Annotated in this window: 24 protein-coding genes and 1 tRNA gene; 9 read left to right on the forward strand and 16 right to left on the reverse strand. The window is 72.7% G+C overall.

Annotated elements, in window-relative coordinates:
- Nucleotides 1-28: 28 nt before the first annotated feature.
- From dtd to DDP54_RS05525, 7 genes are read right to left on the reverse strand one after another with little or no spacing between them, the layout of a single operon-like run.
- Nucleotides 29-466 carry a D-aminoacyl-tRNA deacylase gene (gene dtd, locus DDP54_RS05495; protein ID WP_109130888.1) on the reverse strand — a complete coding sequence of 146 codons (438 nt, stop codon included), beginning with the start codon at nucleotides 464-466 and terminating at the stop codon, nucleotides 29-31.
- A gap of 25 nt (nucleotides 467-491) precedes the next feature.
- Nucleotides 492-833, reverse strand: coding sequence for a DUF2516 family protein (locus DDP54_RS05500; protein WP_109130889.1), 342 nt, complete (start codon nucleotides 831-833; stop codon nucleotides 492-494).
- Between the two features lie 27 nt (nucleotides 834-860).
- Nucleotides 861-1,280 (reverse strand): type II toxin-antitoxin system VapC family toxin, encoded by a 420-nt coding sequence (locus DDP54_RS05505; RefSeq protein WP_109130890.1) that lies wholly within the window; start codon nucleotides 1,278-1,280, stop codon nucleotides 861-863.
- A gap of 13 nt (nucleotides 1,281-1,293) precedes the next feature.
- Nucleotides 1,294-1,560, reverse strand: a complete 267-nt coding sequence (locus DDP54_RS05510; RefSeq protein ID WP_109130891.1) for a type II toxin-antitoxin system prevent-host-death family antitoxin — start codon at nucleotides 1,558-1,560, stop codon at nucleotides 1,294-1,296.
- 60 nt (nucleotides 1,561-1,620) lie between these two features.
- Nucleotides 1,621-2,748 (reverse strand): FUSC family protein, encoded by a 1,128-nt coding sequence (locus DDP54_RS05515; protein WP_109130892.1) that lies wholly within the window; start codon nucleotides 2,746-2,748, stop codon nucleotides 1,621-1,623.
- Between the two features lie 40 nt (nucleotides 2,749-2,788).
- The gene (locus tag DDP54_RS05520; protein ID WP_109130893.1) at nucleotides 2,789-3,934 is read right to left on the reverse strand and encodes a folate-binding protein YgfZ; all 1,146 of its coding nucleotides are present in this window, start codon (nucleotides 3,932-3,934) and stop codon (nucleotides 2,789-2,791) included.
- On the reverse strand, nucleotides 3,931-4,530 hold the full coding sequence (locus DDP54_RS05525) for an FABP family protein (protein WP_109130894.1): 600 nt from the start codon (nucleotides 4,528-4,530) through the stop codon (nucleotides 3,931-3,933). Before DDP54_RS05525 ends, DDP54_RS05520 begins: the two co-directional genes overlap by 4 nt.
- Nucleotides 4,531-4,702: 172 nt before the next feature.
- Between DDP54_RS05525 and DDP54_RS05530 the strand changes: the two genes are divergently transcribed.
- A complete protein-coding gene (locus DDP54_RS05530; protein ID WP_109130895.1) occupies nucleotides 4,703-5,074 on the forward strand; it encodes a DsrE family protein in 372 nt (123 codons plus the stop codon).
- Between the two features lie 60 nt (nucleotides 5,075-5,134).
- Here the strand turns inward: DDP54_RS05530 and DDP54_RS05535 are convergent, their stop codons facing one another.
- The 3 genes from DDP54_RS05535 to DDP54_RS05545 all read right to left on the reverse strand — a co-directional run bounded on the left by DDP54_RS05535 (nucleotide 5,135) and on the right by DDP54_RS05545 (nucleotide 6,970).
- Entirely contained in the window at nucleotides 5,135-5,635 is a 501-nt protein-coding gene (locus DDP54_RS05535) for a DUF4395 domain-containing protein (RefSeq protein ID WP_109130896.1), read from the reverse strand.
- Between the two features lie 138 nt (nucleotides 5,636-5,773).
- On the reverse strand, nucleotides 5,774-6,217 hold the full coding sequence (locus DDP54_RS05540) for a thioredoxin family protein (RefSeq protein WP_242448239.1): 444 nt from the start codon (nucleotides 6,215-6,217) through the stop codon (nucleotides 5,774-5,776).
- Between the two features lie 3 nt (nucleotides 6,218-6,220).
- Entirely contained in the window at nucleotides 6,221-6,970 is a 750-nt protein-coding gene (locus DDP54_RS05545; protein WP_109130897.1) for a hypothetical protein, read from the reverse strand.
- Between the two features lie 239 nt (nucleotides 6,971-7,209).
- On the opposite strand from DDP54_RS05545, the gene DDP54_RS05550 reads away from it, so the two are divergent.
- Both DDP54_RS05550 and DDP54_RS05555 read left to right on the forward strand, forming a co-directional pair.
- A complete protein-coding gene (locus DDP54_RS05550) occupies nucleotides 7,210-8,025 on the forward strand; it encodes a response regulator transcription factor (protein WP_242448240.1) in 816 nt (271 codons plus the stop codon).
- A 40-nt stretch (nucleotides 8,026-8,065) separates the two neighbouring features.
- The gene (locus tag DDP54_RS05555) at nucleotides 8,066-8,998 is read left to right on the forward strand and encodes an alpha/beta hydrolase (protein WP_197711322.1); all 933 of its coding nucleotides are present in this window, start codon (nucleotides 8,066-8,068) and stop codon (nucleotides 8,996-8,998) included.
- A gap of 21 nt (nucleotides 8,999-9,019) precedes the next feature.
- On the opposite strand, the gene nth is transcribed toward DDP54_RS05555, so the two are convergent.
- Complete coding sequence (nth, locus tag DDP54_RS05560) at nucleotides 9,020-9,724, reverse strand: endonuclease III (protein WP_109130899.1); 705 nt, start codon at nucleotides 9,722-9,724, stop codon at nucleotides 9,020-9,022.
- Nucleotides 9,725-9,873: 149 nt separating this feature from the next.
- Here nth and DDP54_RS05565 point away from each other — a divergent pair, with 149 nt between their 5' ends.
- Nucleotides 9,874-10,296 (forward strand): hypothetical protein, encoded by a 423-nt coding sequence (locus DDP54_RS05565; RefSeq protein ID WP_109130900.1) that lies wholly within the window; start codon nucleotides 9,874-9,876, stop codon nucleotides 10,294-10,296.
- Between the two features lie 51 nt (nucleotides 10,297-10,347).
- Entirely contained in the window at nucleotides 10,348-11,025 is a 678-nt protein-coding gene (locus DDP54_RS05570) for a Crp/Fnr family transcriptional regulator (RefSeq protein WP_109130901.1), read from the forward strand.
- Between the two features lie 47 nt (nucleotides 11,026-11,072).
- Here DDP54_RS05570 and DDP54_RS05575 read toward each other — a convergent pair whose 3' ends face one another.
- The 3 genes from DDP54_RS05575 to DDP54_RS05580 are packed head-to-tail and all read right to left on the reverse strand — an operon-like array spanning nucleotide 11,073 to nucleotide 12,039.
- Nucleotides 11,073-11,552, reverse strand: coding sequence for a RidA family protein (locus DDP54_RS05575; protein ID WP_109130902.1), 480 nt, complete (start codon nucleotides 11,550-11,552; stop codon nucleotides 11,073-11,075).
- Nucleotides 11,549-11,710: a DUF4177 domain-containing protein gene (locus tag DDP54_RS17940; protein ID WP_146192365.1), complete on the reverse strand. Its 162-nt coding sequence runs from the start codon at nucleotides 11,708-11,710 to the stop codon at nucleotides 11,549-11,551. The genes DDP54_RS05575 and DDP54_RS17940 overlap by 4 nt, the downstream gene beginning before the upstream one ends.
- Nucleotides 11,711-11,748: 38 nt before the next feature.
- Entirely contained in the window at nucleotides 11,749-12,039 is a 291-nt protein-coding gene (locus tag DDP54_RS05580; RefSeq protein WP_109132383.1) for a WhiB family transcriptional regulator, read from the reverse strand.
- Nucleotides 12,040-12,310: 271 nt separating this feature from the next.
- Here DDP54_RS05580 and DDP54_RS05585 point away from each other — a divergent pair, with 271 nt between their 5' ends.
- The 4 genes from DDP54_RS05585 (at nucleotide 12,311) to DDP54_RS18115 (ending at nucleotide 16,330) form a co-directional block, all read left to right on the forward strand.
- Entirely contained in the window at nucleotides 12,311-14,746 is a 2,436-nt protein-coding gene (locus DDP54_RS05585) for a transglycosylase domain-containing protein (protein WP_109130903.1), read from the forward strand.
- A complete protein-coding gene (locus tag DDP54_RS05590; protein WP_109130904.1) occupies nucleotides 14,743-15,699 on the forward strand; it encodes a metallophosphoesterase in 957 nt (318 codons plus the stop codon). Before DDP54_RS05585 ends, DDP54_RS05590 begins: the two co-directional genes overlap by 4 nt.
- Before the next feature lie 110 nt (nucleotides 15,700-15,809).
- Nucleotides 15,810-15,883, forward strand: a tRNA-Pro gene (locus DDP54_RS05595).
- Nucleotides 15,884-16,192: 309 nt separating this feature from the next.
- On the forward strand, nucleotides 16,193-16,330 hold the full coding sequence (locus DDP54_RS18115; RefSeq protein WP_158274457.1) for a hypothetical protein: 138 nt from the start codon (nucleotides 16,193-16,195) through the stop codon (nucleotides 16,328-16,330).
- Between the two features lie 203 nt (nucleotides 16,331-16,533).
- Here the strand turns inward: DDP54_RS18115 and DDP54_RS05600 are convergent, their stop codons facing one another.
- Both DDP54_RS05600 and DDP54_RS05605 read right to left on the reverse strand, forming a co-directional pair.
- Nucleotides 16,534-17,595, reverse strand: coding sequence for an aspartate-semialdehyde dehydrogenase (locus DDP54_RS05600; RefSeq protein WP_109130905.1), 1,062 nt, complete (start codon nucleotides 17,593-17,595; stop codon nucleotides 16,534-16,536).
- A gap of 2 nt (nucleotides 17,596-17,597) precedes the next feature.
- Nucleotides 17,598-18,881, reverse strand: coding sequence for an aspartate kinase (locus tag DDP54_RS05605; RefSeq protein ID WP_109130906.1), 1,284 nt, complete (start codon nucleotides 18,879-18,881; stop codon nucleotides 17,598-17,600).
- Nucleotides 18,882-18,901 lie beyond the last annotated feature (20 nt).

The following is an 18,901-nucleotide window of genomic DNA, read 5'->3' on the forward strand; positions in this document are numbered from 1 at the left end:
GACCCAGCGGCCGGAGCCGGCGGCCGGCTCACTCGTGCGGTCGGCTCTCCAACAAGATCGTCACCGGACCGTCGTTGACGAGCTCGACGGCCATGTCCGCACCGAACACCCCGGTGGCGACCTCGAGCCCGCGCGCCCGCAGAGCCTCGGCGACCGCCTCGACGAGAGGTTCGGCGATCGCACCGGGCGCTGCGGCGTTCCACGTCGGGCGGCGGCCCTTGCGGGTGTCCGCGTAGAGCGTGAACTGGCTGACCACCAGCACGGGCGCACCGACGTCGGACACCGACTGCTCGTCGCGCAGGATGCGCAGCTCGGCGATCTTGCGCGCGATGAGCTCGACCTGGGCGGGCCCGTCCCCGGGCGTCACCCCGACGAGCGCCACGAGCCCCGGTCGGTCGATCTCGCCGACAACCTGCCCGTCGACCGTCACCGACGCACGCGTGACGCGCTGGACGACGGCCCTCATCGCAGCGGCCGCCGCGCCGTCGTCGTCACCAGCCGCCGCGCGACGACCCGCCGGGTCCGCGCGGCCCGCGCCGGCGCGAGTAGGGCGCGACCGCCGGCCGGACGTCGGTGAGGTAGACGATCGCGGCGACGGCGCTGAGCAGCGCGAGGAAGGACAGGTACCCGAAGCCGATCGGGAAGGGGATCGCCATGAACGCGACGGCCACGGCCACCCCGAGGACCGCCATCCACCAGTTCTTCGTGCGCTTGCCCGCCGACGTGAAGGCACCGGGCGGGCGCCGGACGAGGTCGACGAGCGCCCACACGGACAGCGCGAAGATCGCGACGTAGAAGGCGAGGTAGAGCAGGGTCTGCGCGGTACCGATCACGCGCCGAGCCTACGGGGTGGGCGCCGGTCAGGGCACGACGCGCAGGTGCTCCGCGCGGGCCGCCGCGGCGACGTGCTCGTCCCACACCGCGACGACCAGGTCGGGCGACCTCAGCGTGAGGGCCGCCGCGAGGTGCAGGGCGTCCCCGCCACGCAGCGGGTGGCGGGCGATGAGGCGCGCGGCACGGTCGGCCAGCTCCGCGGTGACCTCGACGACGCGCAGCGCGGGCCACAGCCGCTCCCACGCGTCGAGCGCACGACGGGCCGCGGCGGGGTCGAGCCGACCCGAGCGCCGGCCCGAGGCGAGCGTCGCCCGCACCTCGGCGTCGGCGATCCGGGAGGTCGCGACGACGTCGGCGCCGTCCCACAGCGCGGCCGCGAGCTCGGATCCGGGCTCGTCGACGCACAGCTTCACGAGCGCGCTCGCGTCGAGGTAGACCAGGGCCATCGCCGGCGCCGCGTCAGCGCCGCAGCCGGCGGACGAGGTCCGAGACGGCGCTCGCGGGGCGACCCGCTCCGTGCGCCTCGACCTCGGCGGGCGGACGCTGCGTCGTGGGCGGGGTGAGCAGCCCGTCGCGCTCGAGGCGCGCGAGCAGGTCCGACGACGCGACCCCCGACAGCCGTGCCACGGGGATGCCGCGCTCGGTTATGACGACGTCCTCGCCGGACCGTGCGGCGTCGATCCATTGCCGCAGGTCGGCGCGCAGAGCACTGACTGCTACCTCCATGCACCGACCGTACACACCCCGCCCTCGGCCGCGTACAGATACGGCGCACGGGGACGACCCTCAGAGCTCGGGCAGCGCCGCGCGGGCCTCTCCGGGGGACACCCCGGCGGCCTCGAGCAGGTCCACGGCCAGCGACCGCAGCAGCAGGACGAGGCTCTGGACCTGCCAGTCGTCGGGTGCGAGCACGAACGGGTCGAGGCTCCGGGTGACCGCGAGCAGCTCGGTGCGCGCCCGCGTCGGAGTCGCACCCGTCATCATCGCGGTCCCGAGGGCGTCGGTGGCGCGGGCGAGGGCGTCGACGGCGGTGGCGACCCCCGCCAGCTCGTGCGGCGCCTCGGAGTCCACGAGGGACTGCGAGCGCCGGGCCAGCACGCGGGCGTTCCGCATCGCCCGGTCGACGAGCACCGCGGACTGCCCGAGCGCCCCCAGCTCGGCCCGGTGGCGCCGCCACGCGGGTGACACCCGGGCGAGCTCGCGCGCGTTGGCCGCGCCGTCGTGCCAGTCGTCGAGCGCGGGCTGCGACGCCCGCCCGCGCACGAGGGCGTCCTCGACGTCCTGGACGGTGCGCGTGCGCCACCCCCGCGCGAGCGTCCGGAGCATCCCGACCAGCTCGATCGTCGCGGTTCGCGACTGCGCCCGCACAGGCCGGCGCGGGTCGCTCGGGGTGAGCGCCGTGACCGCGAGCGCGACGAGGCCACCCACGGCCGCGTCGGTCCACCGCCCGAACCCTCCACCCGACGCCCCGAGCGACGGCAGCCCGACGATGACGAGCGCCTGCACGCCCGCCTGCGTCGTGAACGTCACGCCGCGGTCGAGGAACCGCGCGGTGGTCGCCGCGACGAGGAGCACGAGCGCGACCTGCCACGGTCCGCTGCCGATGAGCCGCACGACGACGTCCCCGAGCCCGACCCCGAGCGCGACCCCGACGGCGAGCTCGGCGACCTTCCGGATCTTCCGGTCGGCGCTGAAGCCGAGGCACACCCACGCGGAGACGGTCGCGAAGAACGGGTACTCGTGGCCGAGGACGTACCGGCCGATGGCCGCAGCGACGGCCACGGCGACAGCCGCCTGAACGATCGGGTACGCCGACGACCGCACGCGCGCCCGACCCTGCCGGATGCGGGCGTCGAGGTTGACGCGCGTGGCCCGGCGCGAGCCCGGCTCGCCGTCGGCCCGTACCGTGCTCATCGCCGCCTCACCGCATGCACCGCCTGCCCGGTCGTCCGGGTCACAGGCTCGGGTGCTGCCCCAGGCCGTGCGCGACGGGTCCCCGCGGCGCCGGTCGGTCGGCGGACACGCCCTCCCCCGGGACGATGACCTCCTGGCCGGCCGCGACCGCGCCACCGTCGCAGTCGACGACGAGCTCGATGTCCGTGGGCGTCGAGCGCTTGACGACCGCGAGCGCGACCGGCCCGAGCTCGTGGTGCCGCGCGACGCTCGTGATCTGCCCGACGACCCGACCGACCTCGCCACCCGACGCGAGCTCGCCGAACTCCCGGACCTCCGCGCCCGGCTCGGGCAGCAGGTGGCCGGAGCCGTCGAGGTGCAGCATCACGAGGCGTCGCGGCGGTCGGCCGAGGTTGTGCACGCGCGCGACCGTCTCCTGGCCCCGGTAGCAGCCCTTGTGCAGGTGCACCGCGGTGCGCAGCCAGTCGAGCTCGTGCGGGATCGTGCGGTGGTCGACCTCACGACCGGCGCGGGGGCGCCACGCCTCGATCCGGGCGGCCTCGCTCGCCCACGTCCCCACGAGCGGCCAGCCGGCGGACTCGCGCGCGGCGACAGCCTGGACGAGGTCGGCCCGCGGGACGAGGACGAGTCGCCACGCGCGGTCGGCGCCGGGGTGGTCCGCGTCGTCGGGTCCGTAGCGGGTGCCGCCGGGAGCGGTGTGCGGCCACGGGTCACGCCAGGTGACGGGTTCGCCCTCGGCGCCCTCGGCTCCGACCGGCTCGCCGATCGCGGCCCAGTCGGCCGTGACGTCCGCGACCTCGACGCGCAGCATGAAGCGCATCCGGTCGAGCCACGCCGCGAGCTCGGGCGCCGCGGCGCCCTCGGTGATCAGCCAGGTCGCCTCGCCGTCGTCCACGACGCCCGCCGCATGCTCGATGTGCCCCTGCGGGCTGAGCACGAGCAGCTCGGTCGAGGTCCGCGGGGCGAGCGTCGCGAGCTCCTGCGAGGTGATCGAGTTCAGCCACGTGAGGCGGTCCGGCCCAGCGACGCGGACGACCCCGAGGTTCGACTGGTCGACGACCGCGCCGCCGCGAGCCAGCGCTCGCTGCTCGGCCGTCGGGTCGCCGTAGTGGAAGGCGACCCCCGCGTCGACGCCCGAGCCGGCGACGGCGCCGTGCCGCGCGAGCAGGGGGCTGGGGGTCGTCATGGCTGGTCCTCGTCGTCCGTGGGGGCGCCGTCCGCGCGCACGAGCCGCGCGGACGCATAGGTCTGCATCGGGTGCCCGAACGCCGCGAGGTCGAAGGCCCACATCAGGTCGCCGTGGACGAGCCCGTAGAGCCGCTTGCCGGCGGTGACCTCGACGGCCGACGCGGTGCGGGCGACGAGGTCGCTCACGAGGTCGATGCGCCCGTTGCCCACGGCCCCGAGGTACAGCGAGAGGTGCCCCGCCGGGTCGGCGAGCAGGACCTCGACCGGGGCCCGGTCGGCCGTGAGCCCGTCGGGACGCTCGGGCGGGACGCGCCAGTACCCGGACTCCGTCGACCACACCGGGCCGGGCTCGGCGGGCACGACCGCGGCGTCGGGATCGGTGAGGGCTGCCGCGTCGTCGGGGGCGACAACGAGACGGATCGTCGAGGTGTACGCGAGGTAGGGGCCGCCGTCGTGCGTGAAGTCGACGTCCTGCGTGAACGCGGACTCGTCGATCCCGGGGTAGCCCACGACGCCCTCGCCGTGCCAGCGACCCACGAGCCAGGCCAGGGGGTACACCTCGGGCGCGAGGCCCTCCGGGATGATGAACGTCATAGCCGCCTTCGTCGAACGCCTGCGCTCAGCGCTGGCCCTTGTACAGGCGCAGGACCACGAGCCCTGCGAACCAGGCGATGGTCAGCGTGGTGATGACCAGAAGGCCGATGAAAAACGCTTCGAGTGCACCCATGCCCCGATCCTAACGACACGCCCGCCCTAGGCTGTCCGGATGACCACGCCGACGCGCAGCCTCGTGATCAAGGCCACCAGCGGGGCCGACCGCCCCGAGACCGTGAACCAGGCGTTCACGGTCGCGGCGGCGGCCGTGGCGGCCGGTGCGGACGTGAGCCTGTGGCTGACCGGGGAGGCCGCGTGGCTCGGGCTGCCAGGTCGCACCACGGACGTCGCGCTCGACCACGCGGCGCCGCTCGCCGACCTCCTCGCGGTCGTCCTGGACGCCGGCACCGTCACGGTCTGCACGCAGTGCGCCGCGCGCCGCGGCTTCGGGCCCGACGACGTGCTCCCGGGCATCCGGATCGCGGGTGCCGCGGTGTTCGTCGAGGAGATCCTGGCCGAAGGCGCGCAGGCACTCGTGTACTGAACCGCTCGGATACTGAACCGCTCAGGCACCGGCCCGCTCAGGCACGGAGGCGCGTGCGGGTCAGGCGGCCCGCGAGCGCAGCCGGACGCCGAGCAGGTACAGCTCGCAGCCGAGGCACAGGCCGAACACCGAGTTGAGGAACGCGGCGACCAGCGCGAGCGCCGCAGCGACCGGGACGGCGGCCGTGACACCCGCGAGCCCGAGCAGCACGCCGAGACCCGTGATGATCAGGCCGACGAGCTGGGCGAACCGGGGCGGGCGCGGGTCCTCGAGCTCGGCCGGGGGCGCGAGGCGCGGGCGGACGAGCTCCCGGAAGACCAGTCCCTGGACCGTCCCCTGCGCGCCGCGAACGGCGCCGAGGGCGAACAGGGCGGCGATGACCGCGAGCAGCGCGAGCGCGGGACCACCGCTGAGCAGGAGCACGACGACGAGCAGCACCGCGGTGATCGCTGCGCCGACCCGGGGGCCGCGCGGGTCGATGCCGACCGGGCTCACGGGCGGCAGCGGGCTCGACGGGCGCTGTGCGGACGGCGGCGGGGTGGACGAGATCGGGTCGGTCATGGTTCCTCCTGGAGGATGGGGCGAGGGACGAGGGCGAGACAGGGGATTCGTTCGAGGCCGTGCGACCTGGCACGACGGGGGTGCGGCACTGCGCGGGGATCGCCCGCAGCCGCGGTGCGCTGGTGCGCACGGAGGGGCTCAGCGGGCGCTGACGGTCCCCGGACAGGACTCGAGGGCCGCGAGGGCGTGGCGGCGGTCCAGGGCGCCGGACATCCGCCCGACCACGACCCCGCCGGCGTCCAGCACCAGCACGGTGGGGGTGCGCATGACGTCGAACCGGCGGACCAGGTCGAGGTGCTCGGTGACGTCGATCTCGACGTGCGCGAGCCCGGGGCGCTCGGTCGCGAGCTGCCCGAGCACGACGGCGGCGCGGCGGCACGGCGTGCAGACCTCGCTCGAGAACTGCAGGAACGTCAGCTCGCTGCCGAGCGCTGCACCCAGCTCGGTGGCGGCCACGCGGGGTGCGGTGTCGCGCTGTGCGGCGTCGCGGACCGTGAAGCGACCGTTGCGGGCGTTCCACCACAGGCCCAGCCCGGTCGCGAGGACCAGGACGGCGAGGACGACGACGACGCGCAGCAGCATGGCTCAGCCCACCATGACCCGGCCGACGACGTACACGAGCACACCCGTCACCGGCACGGGCAGGACGGTGGCCGCGAGGGAGGCCGGGACGCGCGACAGCGCGGGCAACCGGTCGAACAGCTCGTGGATCGCGGCGACCAGGACACCGACGGCGAGACCCAGCAGCGCGCCGGCCACCGGGTCGAGCCCGCGCAGCACGGCGCCGCCGAGCCCACCAGCGACGACCGCGGCACCCGTCGTGATGCTGACACCGGCCCACCCGGGCACGCGGAGCGCGCAGACGGCCGACCCCACCGCGAGCGCGAGCGCCCCGGCGATGACGAGGCCGGCCCCACCGGGGGCGCGCTGCGTGGCGACCCAGCCCGCGGCGCAGGCGGCGATGAGCGTGCCCGCCACGGTGCCCGACACCGACTCGACGAGGTGCGACCGGCCGTCGGTGCGCAGCAGCTCGTTGATGAACGTCAGGACTATCGCTGCGCCGAACACGACCGGCAGGGCCCGCAGGAACGGTTCGCCGACCGTGAGATACACCACGGCCACCGCTCCTGCGCCGCCGAGCGCCACGACCGCACCCGAGCCCGGCCGGCTCGGCAGGTCGGTGAGCATCGGCCAGCCGAACGCGAACAGCACAGCGAGCGCGCCGACGACGACCGCGAGCGGCAGCTCACCGAACGTGAGGGTCGCGAGATAGCCGCCGACGGCGACGAGCGTGGCCAGGACAGCCGTCAGCACAGCCCGCGTGGAGACCTGCACGCGCTACCGGGCCCGACGTCGGCCCGCGCCGACGCATCCGACCGTGCGCAGCCGACGGCGCGACAGACCACGCGTCAGACCACGAGATGCGGTCGCGGAGAGGAGGAAGGAACCGGGCACACCCTGATTCTCGCATCCCTGCACGCGCAGAACGGTGTGTCTCCGCCCACTGGACGAGACTCCGACGCCCATCGCGTCGCGATACCGTGGCACCACTCGTTCCCAAGGAGGTCCCGCCAGTGGCAGATCTGCTGCTGCTCACGTCCGCCTCCGGTGGCTCCGCCCAGGTCCTCCCGGCGCTGGGGCTGCTCTCGCACCGCATCCGGGTCCTGCCCGTCGAGCCGTCCGCGCTCGTCGACGCCCCCGATGCGGACATCGTCGTGCTCGACGCGCGGCGCGACCTCGCGATCGCGCGGACGACGTGCCGGGTCCTGCGGGCGAGCGGGCTGATGGTGCCCCTCGTCCTGGTCCTCACCGAGGGCGGTCTGACCGTCGTGACCGCCGAGTGGGGCGCGGACGACATCGTGCTCGAGAACGCCACGCCCGTCGAGGTCGAGACCCGGTTCCGGCTCGTGATGGAGCGCGCGGCGGTCAAGGGTGTGGCCACCGAGCCGCAGGAGATCATGGCGGGCGAGCTCGTCATCGACCCGGGCGGGTACTCGGCCCGCCTGCGCGGTCGCCCCCTCGACCTCACGTACAAGGAGTTCGAGCTGATCAAGTACCTCGTGCAGCACCCCGGGCGGGTGTTCACGCGGGCCCAGCTGCTCCAGGAGGTCTGGGGCTACGACTACTACGGAGGCACCCGGACCGTCGACGTCCACGTCCGTCGGCTCCGCGCCAAGCTGGGTCCCGAGCACGAGCAGCTCATCGGCACCGTCCGGAACGTCGGCTACCGGTTCGACCCCCCGAAGGACCGTCGGGCGGCCGCGACCAGCCGGCCGACCTCGTCCGATCCCGGGTCGGGCGAGCCGTCGGAGCCTGACCCGGAGACCGTCGGCGACACCGCTGCCCTCGCGGCGGACGTCTCCCGCACCGCGTCGCTCGCTGGCGGCTGAGCGGTGCACCCCGTCGTGTTGAGCCGGTAGGTTCGCTGTGATGAACGTCGACGCCTCCACCCTGCTCATCGACGGGCCGTGGCGACACCAGTTCGTGCCGGCGAACGGCGCACGCTTCCACGTCGCGATCGCCGGGCCCGACGACCATGACGCCCCCCTCGTGGTGCTGCTGCACGGCATGCCCGAGTTCTGGTGGGCGTGGCGCCACCAGCTGCCCGTCCTCGCCGCCGCCGGCTACCGGGTCGCTGCGATGGACCTGCGTGGCACGGGCGCCTCCGACAAGCCGCCGCACGGCTACGACGTGCCGACGCTCGCCCGGGACGTCGCGGGCCTCGTCCGCTCGCTCGGTGCGGACCGTGCCGTCGTCGTCGGCACCGGCACCGGCGGCGAGATCGCCTGGGCGATGCCCGCGATCGCACCCGACGTGACCTCCGCGATCGCCGTGCTCGGTTGCCCGCACCCCCTCCAGGCCAGGGCCGAGCCGCTCGGTTCCCTGCGCCCGCGGGCTGCCCGCCACGTCGCGTACTTCCAGCTGCCCTCGCTGCCCGAGCGGGCGATGGCGAGCTCTGACCTGGTCGTCCGGCTCCTGCGCGAGTGGGGCGCGCGCGGCTGGACGACGCCGGAGATCGAGGACACGTACCGCCAGGCCGCGCGCGTGCCGTTCGCGGCGCACTCCGCGATGGAACGCTCGCGCTGGCTCGTGCGCTCGGCGCCCCGCGTCGACGGTCAGCGCTACCTCGGTGCGCTCCGGACCGCGCCCGCGGTGCCGGTGCTGCAGCTGCACGGTGGCGAGGACGGGTGCCGCCCGGCGGCCACCGCTGCGGCGACGGGCCGGCTGCTCACCCGGCTCGGTGCGGGCTACCGGTTCGAGCTGATCCCCGACGCCGGGCACTTCCTGGCCGAGGAGGCCCCCGACCGCGTCAACGCGCTGCTGCTGTCCTGGCTGCGGGAGGTCGCGCCCTTCAGCTCCTGACGGGCTCAGCCCTTGACGAGCTCAGCCTTTGACGAGGGCCGCGGCCAGCTCAGGGTCGGCCTCGCCGATGCCGTTCGACGGGCAGTCCATGGCGATCGGGCACGCGCCGCACGCCGGCGTCCGGGCATGGCACGTCCGACGCCCGTGGAAGATCAGCCGGTGGGACGCCATCGTCCACTCCGACCGCTCGAGCAGCACCATGAGGTCCGTCTCGACCTTGACCGGGTCCTCCTCCGTGGTCCAGCCCAGCCGGCGCGCGAGCCGCCCGACGTGGGTGTCGACCGTGATCCCGGGGACGCCGAACGCGTTGCCCAGGACGACGTTGGCGGTCTTGCGCCCGACGCCGGGGAGCGTCACGAGGTCCTCGAGCCGACCGGGGACCTGACCGTCGAACCGCTCCACGAGGGCCTGGCCGATCCCGATGAGCGACTCGGCCTTGGCCCGGAAGAAGCCGGTGGGCCGCAGGAGCTCCTGGAGGAAGGCCCGGTCCGCCTGCGCGTACGACAGCGCGTCGGGATAGCGGGCGAACAGCTCGGGAGTCACCTGGTTGACCCGCACGTCGGTCGTCTGCGCCGACAGCACGGTCGCGACGAGCAGCTCGAGAGGGCTCGTGAAGTCCAGCTCACAGTGCGCGTCGGGGTAGCGCAGGCCGAGAAGGCGGTTGATCCTGCGGGCCCGACGCACCCGCGCCAGCTGGGTCTCGTCCTGCCACCGGCGCGTCGTCACGCCGTCAGCCTACGTGTGCACCCCCACCCACTGCTCCCCTTGGGTGATCCTGACCCCGTCCAGGTGAGTCGGGCTCAAGTCCCCAGGTCGCAGCGTCGAAGACCTGGACAAGCGTCCTTCACGTCGGGACGAACCTCTTCCGACAGGACATGAACGTGCTGGCGTCCGAGAGCGTGAGGCTGTCCGAGCTGCGCAGCAGCCGGCGCGCGCTGCGTGCCGAACGTGCCCGGGTCTCCTACTGGCGACGCCTCGTGACCGCTCGGATCGACCTCGCCCTGGCGTGCGTCGCCCCGCCCGACCAGCTCGGGCTCGACCTCACGCTCCTGCTCGACGGCGCCGTGCACACGACCCCGCCGGCGCACGCGGACCTCGACAAGCTGCTCCGGCACAGCCTGCCGATCACGGAGATCCACCACCTCGACGAGCTCTACCGCCTCGACGAACGGCTCGCGTCGTACCAGCGCGACCTCGACGACGTCATCGCGACGACCACGGCGAAGTTCATCGACCACCTCACCCTCGACCCGCTGGCCGCGCTCGCGGGCCTCCCTGCATCACCTTCGCCCAGGTGATGCGGCAGACTGTCTCCGACGGTCGTTGCTGCAGCAGAAGGTAGGTTTCCCGTGGAGGACGACGTGGTGCTGTCTGCGCCACTGTTCGCGGAGATGGACCCCGAGAACTCGCGTGCGCTCATCGAGTCGATGAACCCTGTCTCGTTCGCTCGTGGGGATGTGCTCTTCCACGAAGGCGATCCAGGCGATCGTCTGTTCGTGATCCGCTCGGGCAAGATCAAGCTCGGTCGCCGGTCGAGCGACGGGCGAGAGAACCTGTTGTCGATCCAGGGTCCGGGCGAGATGTTCGGCGAGCTGTCCCTGTTCGACCCGGGCCCGCGCACCGCGACCGCGACGGTCGTCGCCGACGCGGAGCTCGTCGAGCTCGCCCACGTCGAGCTCGTCGCGTGGCTCGAGCAGCACCCGACGGTCGCGAAGCACCTGCTCAAGGCGTTGGCGCACCGGCTGCGCCGCACGAACGAGGCGCTCGCCGACCTGGTGTTCTCGGACGTCCCGGGCCGCGTCGCGAAGGCCCTGCTCGACCTGGCGACCCGCTTCGGCGAGCCGACGGACGAGGGGGTGCGGGTCGCGCACGACCTCACGCAGGAGGAGCTCGCACAGCTCGTCGGCGCGTCGCGCGAGACCGTCAACAAGGCGCTCGCCGACTTCGCCGCGCGCGGTTGGGTTCGCCGTGAGGGTCGCGCCGTCGTGCTCCTGGACGCCGACCGGCTCGAGCGCCGCGCCCGCTGACCTGGGTGCGCGCCGGGAGGGACCCTCCCGGCGCGGTCGCAGACCGGCTAGACGAGCTCGACGACCAGCTCGATCTCGACGGGCGAGTCCATCGGGAGCACCGCGACACCGACGGCCGAGCGTGCGTGCACGCCGACGTCGCCGAGAAGCGCCGTCAGCAGGTTGCTCGCGCCGTTGACCACGGCGGGCTGCCCGGTGAACGCGGGGTCGCTCGCGACGAACCCCACGACCTTGACCACCCGTGCGACGTTCTCGAGCCCACCCGCGACGGAGGCGACGGCCGCGAGGGCGTTGAGGGCCGCGAGGCGCGCGTACCCGGCGGCATCCGCGGGGTCGACCAGACCGGGCCCGGTGCCGACCTTGCCGGTCGCCGGCAGCGCGCCGTCGACGAACGGCAGCTGGCCGGACGTGTAGACGGTCGACCCGACGCGGAGCGCGGGGACGTAGGACCCGACCGGCGCGGCGACGGTCGGCAGGGTCAGCCCGAGCGTGTCGAGGCGGCCCTGGATCTCGGCCGCGGTGCTCAACGCTCGCCCGTCGGGCGCTTGAGGTAGGCGACCAGACCCGCGTCGGGACCCTGGACGACCTGGACGAGCTCCCAGCCGTCGGCGCCCCACTGGTCGAGGATCGCCTTGGTGGCGTGGATGATCAACGGGATGGTTGCGTACTCCCAGGTGGTGGCCATGCGCCCCAGACTAGCGGGCGCGGCCGGACCGGATCGGTCTAGCGGGCACCCATCGACAGCTCGCCCGCCGGGACGAGCTCGGCCCGCCAGGAGCTGACCTCGGGACGACGCCGTAGGAGCGCTCTCCTCTCACGTTCCGTCATCCCGCCCCACACACCGAAGTCCATCCGGTTGTCGAGCGCGTCAGCGAGGCACTCGAGGCGCACGGGGCACCCCGTGCAGACCGCGCGCGCATCCCGCTGCGCTGCCCCCTCGACGAACAGCGCGTCCGGAGCCACCTTGCCGAAACCGCATGCTGCCCCCGCAGCCCAATGAGCATCCTGCAGCATGGTCACGCGTCTGCTCCTTCGCCCTGCCGCCGTCGGCCGTGACCGGCGCTCCCGTTGGCGCCTGGAGACGCCCTGCCCGGAACGTAGTGCCTCAGGGGTGGGTTGCGCGATCCTCCGATCGGGTCAATTCGGTGCAAGAGGAACACCCTGAACCCCCAGCAACCGGACCGATCAGGCACTGAAAATGGCACTGTGTGCAGGTCCGGTGCAGGTCAGACGTCCTGATGCGGGACCGCCGGGCTTCCGCACGGGTCTCCCGTACCCTACGAACATGGCTTACTCTCCGCGCGCACGAGGCCGCCAGGTCAACGCGTTCCAGGCGCTCGCGCTGCTCCTGTCGTTCGCGCTCATCGCCGTGGTCGGCGGCGTCCTCGCGGGCGCGATGGTGCTGCCCGCGGTCGCGGTGGTGAAAGGCACGACAAACCTTGCCGTCACGACGTTCGACAACCTGCCGAGCGAGCTCGCGGCGAAGCCGTTGTCGGAGAAGTCGACGATGCTCGCGGCGGATGGCAGCGTGCTCGCGACGTTCTACGCCGAGAACCGCGTGGTTGTGCCCATCGCCGACATCGCGCCGATCATGCAGAACGCCGTGATCGCCACTGAGGACAAGCGCTTCTACGCGCACGGCGGCATCGACCCCACGGGCATGCTGCGCGCGGGGGTCCGCAACGTCCTCAACCCCAACGCGACCGAGGGCGCCTCGACGCTCACCCAGCAGTACGTCAAGAACACCCTCATCGAGGCCGCGCTCCAGTCGGGCGACTACGCCGCTGCGGCCGCCGCGAAGGAGGCCAAGGGCGCTGAGGGCTACAGCCGCAAGCTCCGCGAGGCCAAGCTGGCGATCGCCCTCGAGAAGAGCACGCCGAAGCAGACGATCCTCGAGGGCTACCTGAACATCGCGCAGTTCGGCATCAACCTGTACGGCATCGAGTCGGCCGCCAACCACTACTTCAGCAAGCACGCCTCCGAGCTCAACTACATGGAGGCCGCCACTCTCGCCGGCGTGACCCAGAGCCCGACCAAGTGGGACCCGGCAAAGAACACGGCCGACTCCGAGACCCGTCGCAACGTCGTGCTCCGTCTGCTCAAGGAGCAGGGGTACATCACGGTCGCGGAGTACACCGCCGGGATCGCGACCCCACTCGCCAGCATGCTGCACGTCCAGGACACGAAGGTCGGGTGCATGGCCGCGGGCGACATCGTTCCGGGGTCCGGATACTTCTGCGACTACGTCACCAAGATCATCGCCAGCGATGCGGCGTTCGGCGCCACGAGGACCGACCGCGTCAACCTGCTGTACCGCGGCGGCCTGACGATCACCACGACGATCGACCCGCACCAGCAGGCGCTCGCGGACGCCGAGGTGAAGAACGGCGTCCCGGTGAGCGACCCGTCGGGTGTCGCGTCCGCGATCTCCGTCATCGAGCCCGGGACCGGGAAGGTCACGGCGATGGCGCAGACGACCAACTACAACCCCACCCAGACCCAGGGGCCCGGCGAGTCCGCCGTCAACTACAACACCGACTACAAGTACGGCTCGGCGAGCGGGTTCGCGCCCGGGTCGACCTTCAAGCCGTTCACGCTGGCTCAGTGGCTCAAGGACGGCCACTCCCTCAACGAGAACATCGACGCGAAGCTTCGCACCTACCAGATGAGCGAGTTCTCGGCGCGCTGCTCTCAGCTCAGCGGCCCACCGTACAAGTTCGGCAACGCCGAGGGCTCGGGCGGGAACATGACCGTGCTCCAGGCCACGATGAACTCCGTCAACTCGGGCTACATCAAGATGGCCAGCGAGCTCGACCTCTGCGACATCATGGACACCGCGTCCTCGCTCGGCATCCACAAGGGCGGCGGCCAGTCGGGTGACGGGCCGTTCGACCCGCTGCCGGCCAACGTCATCGGCTCCCAGTCGGTTGCGCCGCTGACGATGGCCGCGGCCTTCGCCGGCTTCGCCTCGGGCGGCACCTTCTGCGAGCCGATCGCCATCACGAGCGTGCGCGACTCGGACGGGAAGGAGCTCGGGGTCCCGCAGGCCAACTGCCGTCAGGCGCTCGAGCCCCGGATCGCGAACGCGGTCAACTATGCGCTGAGCAATGTCTGGAAGGGCACGGCTAAGGGCGTCCAGGAACCTCCGTTCCCGAGCGCCGGCAAGACCGGGACGACCAGTGCGAACGAGGACACCTGGTTCCTCGGGTACACGCCCGTCCTCGCGGCTGCCGTGTGGGTCGGTTTCCCCAACTCGTTCACCAAGATGCAGAACATCACGATCAACGGCAAGCGCTACTACTCGCCGGGTCACAACGTCTTCGGCTCGAGCATCGCGGCGCCGACGTGGAGCCGGTTCATGACCCAGGCTCTCGCGGGTGTCTCGGTGCCGGCCTTCGCACCTGCTGGCACCCTGGAGATCAACGGCGTCCCGATCTCGGTGCCGAATGTCGTCGGGCAGAGCGTCGACGCCGCCACCGCGACCCTCAAGGCAGCCGGATTCCGGATCAGCGTCGCTCCCGACCAGGTCGCGTCGACCGTGCCGGCGGGCTCGGTGGCGACCCAGTCGCCCGGCGCGTTCGCCAAGGTCACCAAGGGCTCGGTCATCACCGTGCAGCTGTCGAACGGTCAGCCGCCTGCGGTCGACCCGAACGCGCAGGTGCAACCGGTTCAGCCTGGTCCTCAGAATCCGCCCGGCAACGGCGGCGGCAAGAAGCCGTGACGGCATCGACCCCCGCCAGGACGCTCGGCGCCCTGGCCCTCGCCGGCGCGTCCGCGCTCGCCTGGGCCACGCTCGTCGAGGTCCGCTGGTACGCCCTGCGTGAGGTCACCGTGCCGGTGCTGCCCGCCGGGCAGGAGCCGCTGCGCATCCTGCACCTCGCGGACCTGCACCTCACGCCCGGTCAGCGTCGCAAGATCGACTGGGTGCGTGACCTGGCGTCGCTCGACGCGGACCTCGTCGTCGACACGGGCGACAACTGGGCGCACCTCGACGCCATGCCCGCACTCCTCGAGGCTCTCGAGCCGCACCTCGCGAAGCCTGGCGCGTTCGTCATGGGCTCGAACGACTACGTGGCGCCGATGGCCAAGAACCCCGCCCGCTACCTGCTGCCCGACGCGCGGGACCGTCGCCCGGTCGAGACCACCCACATGCCGTGGCGTGAGCTCGCCGCGCGGTTCACCGGCGCGGGCTGGACGGACCTCACGAACCAGCGGGCCGCAATCGACGTCGCGGGCCGACGGATCTCGCTGGTCGGCGTCGACGACGCCCACCTGGATCTTGACCGCTTCCCTGCCGCGGGTGGCCCCGACGACGCCCGCACGGGCGACGCCCCGGTCGACCTGCACGTCGGGGTGACGCACGCGCCCTACCGCCGCGTCCTCGACGCGATGCACGACGACGACGCGGACCTGATCCTCGCCGGGCACACGCACGGCGGCCAGCTCGCGCTGCCGTTCTACGGCGCCCTCGTCACCAACTGCGACCTCGACACCGAGCGCGCCAAGGGACTGCACGGCTGGCCGGGCCCCCGACCGGACGCCCCGGGCGGTGCCGGTTCGAGCTGGCTCAACGTGTCGGCCGGGCTCGGCACCTCGCCGTACGCCCCGGTCCGCTTCGCGTGCCGCCCCGAGGCGACGCTGCTCACGCTCGTCGCCCGCCCGTCGGCCCCCTGATCCACCGACCCCTCGCGTGATGTCCGGCGACCGATCGGTCGGCGATCCGTCCGCGGTGGGACCCGGTTTCGTCGCAGGGGGTGACCTCGGCTATCCTGGGCACGCTTAACCGGGGTGTGGCGCAGCTTGGTAGCGCGCTTCGTTCGGGACGAAGAGGTCGTGGGTTCGAATCCCGCCACCCCGACCGGTGAGTGAAGGCCCCGATCAGCACCTGTGCTGGTCGGGGCCTTTGTCATGCGCGTGCAGATGCCCGCGTGCGGACGGCCTCGTGCGCATGCAGGAGGGCCCCACCCAGCGCACGGCTGGATGGGGCCCGTCCTGCACCTCTCGGTCAGGTCGCCTGCTCAGCCGATCGTGCAGGCCGCGCCGTTGAGCGTGAACGCGGTCGGGCTGGTGTTGGTCCCCGCGACGCCTGCCAGGTCAGCGACACGGTCGTCGCCGTCCTGACCGCCGACGCCAGGCCCAGGGGCACGGACGGGGCGATCGTGTCGGGGTGACCGTCGGCGTCGGCGTGACCGTGGGGGTCGGCGTCGGGGTCGAGGTCGGGGTGACCGTCGGCGTCGGGGTCGGGGTCGGCGTCGGCGTCGGCGTCGGGGTAGGTGTGACCGTCGTGGAGAGCAGCCGGTCGTAGGCCGCGTAGGCCGTCGCGACGGCCGTCTGTGCCCAGAAGCGGTGTAGCTGAACCTCGGGGCAGCCCCACCGTTCAGGTACGTCTGAACCTTGGACCATGCCTTGGAGATGCGAGAGATGAACTACCAGCGACCTCATCGCTTAGGCGCGGAACGGACCTGGGCGCCGCCGCTCACTGGGCGGCCGAACGGGACCGAGCGCTGGCTACACGCGCGACGCGAGCTCCGCGGCGACCAGCTCGGCGACCTGGACCGCGTTGAGCGCGGCACCCTTGCGCAGGTTGTCGTTGCTGATGAACAGCGCGAGGCCGCGGCCGCCCGGGACACCCGGGTCCTGACGCAGCCGGCCGACGAGCGACGGGTCGATGCCGGCGGCCTGCAGCGGCGTCGGGACGTCGACGAGCCGGACCCCGGGCGCGTCCGCGAGCAGCTCGGTCGCCCGTTCGACCGACAGCGGCCGGGCGAACTCGGCGTTGACCGACAACGAGTGGCCCGTGAACACCGGCACGCGCACGCACGTGCCCGAGACGAGCAGCTCGGGGATGCCGAGGATCTTGCGCGACTCGTTGCGGAGCTTCTGCTCCTCGTCGGTCTCGTGCGAGCCGTCGTCGACCAGGTTGCCCGCGAGCGCGATGACGTTGAACGCGATCGGGGCGACGTACTTGACCGGGGCCGGGAAGTCCACGGCTCCGCCGTCGTGCACGAGGCCGAGCGTGTCGCCGCCCACGACCGAGCGGACCTGCGAGTCGAGCTCAGTCGCCCCCGCGAGGCCGCTGCCCGAGACCGCCTGGTACGTCGAGATGATGAGCCGTTCGAGGCCCGCCTCGGTGTCCAGGACCTTCAGGACGGGCATCGCGGCCATCGTGGTGCAGTTCGGGTTGGCGATGATCCCCTTGCGGGCCTCGCGGATCGCCTCGGGGTTGACCTCGGAGACGACGAGCGGCACGTCGGGGTCCATGCGCCAGGCGGACGAGTTGTCGATGACGATGGCGCCCGCCGCGGCGAACCGGGGAGCCTGGACCGTCGAGGTCGAGCCGCCCGCGGAGAACAGCGCGATGTCGAGGCCGGTCGGGTCGGCCGTCTCGGCGTCCTCGACGACGATCTCGGTGCCCTTCCACGGCAGCGTGCGGCCCGCGGAGCGCGCGGACGCGAAGTAGCGGATCTCGGCGACCGGGAAGTCGCGCTCCTCGAGCAGACGGCGCATGACCGCGCCGACCTGACCGGTCGCACCGACGACCCCGACCCGCAGGCCCTTGACCTCAGCCATGACTACCGTCCCGTCCCGCCGTAGACCACGGCCTGATCCTCGGAGCTGTCGAGCTCGAACGCGGTGTGAACCGCCCGGACGGCGTCGTCCAGGTTCTCGGCGCGCGTCACGACCGAGATGCGGATGTCCGACGTCGTGATCATCTCGATGTTGATGCCGGCCCCGGCGAGCGCCTTGAACAGCTGCGCCGAGACGCCCGGGTGCGACTTCATGCCCGCACCGATGAGCGAGAGCTTGCCGATCGCGTCGTCGTACTGCAGGGACGCGAAGCCGATCTCCGCCTGGCGCTCGGTGAGGGCCGTCAGGGCCCCGGCACCGTCGTCCTGCGGCAGGGTGAACGAGATGTCGGTCAGCCCGGTCTTCGCGACCGACACGTTCTGCACGATCATGTCGATGCTCACGCCGGACCCGGCGACGACCTCGAAGATCCGCGCGGCCTTGCCGGGCACGTCGGGCACGCCGACGACCGTGATCTTGGCCTCGCTGCGGTCGTGCGCGACGCCCGCGATGATCGCTTCCTCCATGTGCCCTTCCCCTTCCGGTCCCGGTGCGGGGACGTCCGTGACCAGTGTCCCCGTGTGCCCGGAGAACGACGACCTCACGTGCACCGGCACGTCGTAGCGGCGGGCGTACTCGACGCAGCGCAGGACAAGAACCTTCGCGCCCGACGCCGCCATCTCGAGCATCTCGTCGTAGCTGATGCGGTCGATCTTGCGCGCGGTCGGCACGATGCGCGGGTCCGCGGTGAACACGCCGTCGACGTCGGTGTAGATCTCGCACACGTCGGCCTTCAGGGCGGCCGCGAGCGCGACGGCGGTCGTGTCCGAGCCGCCGCGACCGAGCGTCGTCACGTCGTTGGTGTGCTGCGTGACGCCCTGGAAGCCCGCGACGATCGCCACGGCGCCCGAGTCGATCGCGGCGCGGATGCGGCTCGGGGACACGTCGATGATCCGGGCCTTGCCGTGGGTCTCGTCGGTGATCACACCGGCCTGCTGGCCCGTGAACGACTGCGCGTCGACACCGAGGTTCGCGATCGCCATCGCGAGCAGCGACATCGAGATGCGCTCGCCGGCCGTCAGGAGGATGTCCATCTCGCGCGACGGCGGGATCGGCGTGATCTGGTGCGCGAGGTCGATGAGCTCGTCGGTCGTGTCGCCCATCGCGGAGACGACGACGACCACGTCGTTGCCCGCACGCTTCGTCTCGGCGATCCGCTTCGCGACGCGCTTGACGCTGGTCGCGTCCGCGACGGAGGAACCGCCGTACTTCTGCACGATGAGGGCCACGAGGGTGCGCTCCGGGGAAG

The sequence above is a fragment of the Cellulomonas sp. WB94 genome (assembly GCF_003115775.1).
Classification (GTDB): domain Bacteria; phylum Actinomycetota; class Actinomycetes; order Actinomycetales; family Cellulomonadaceae; genus Cellulomonas_A.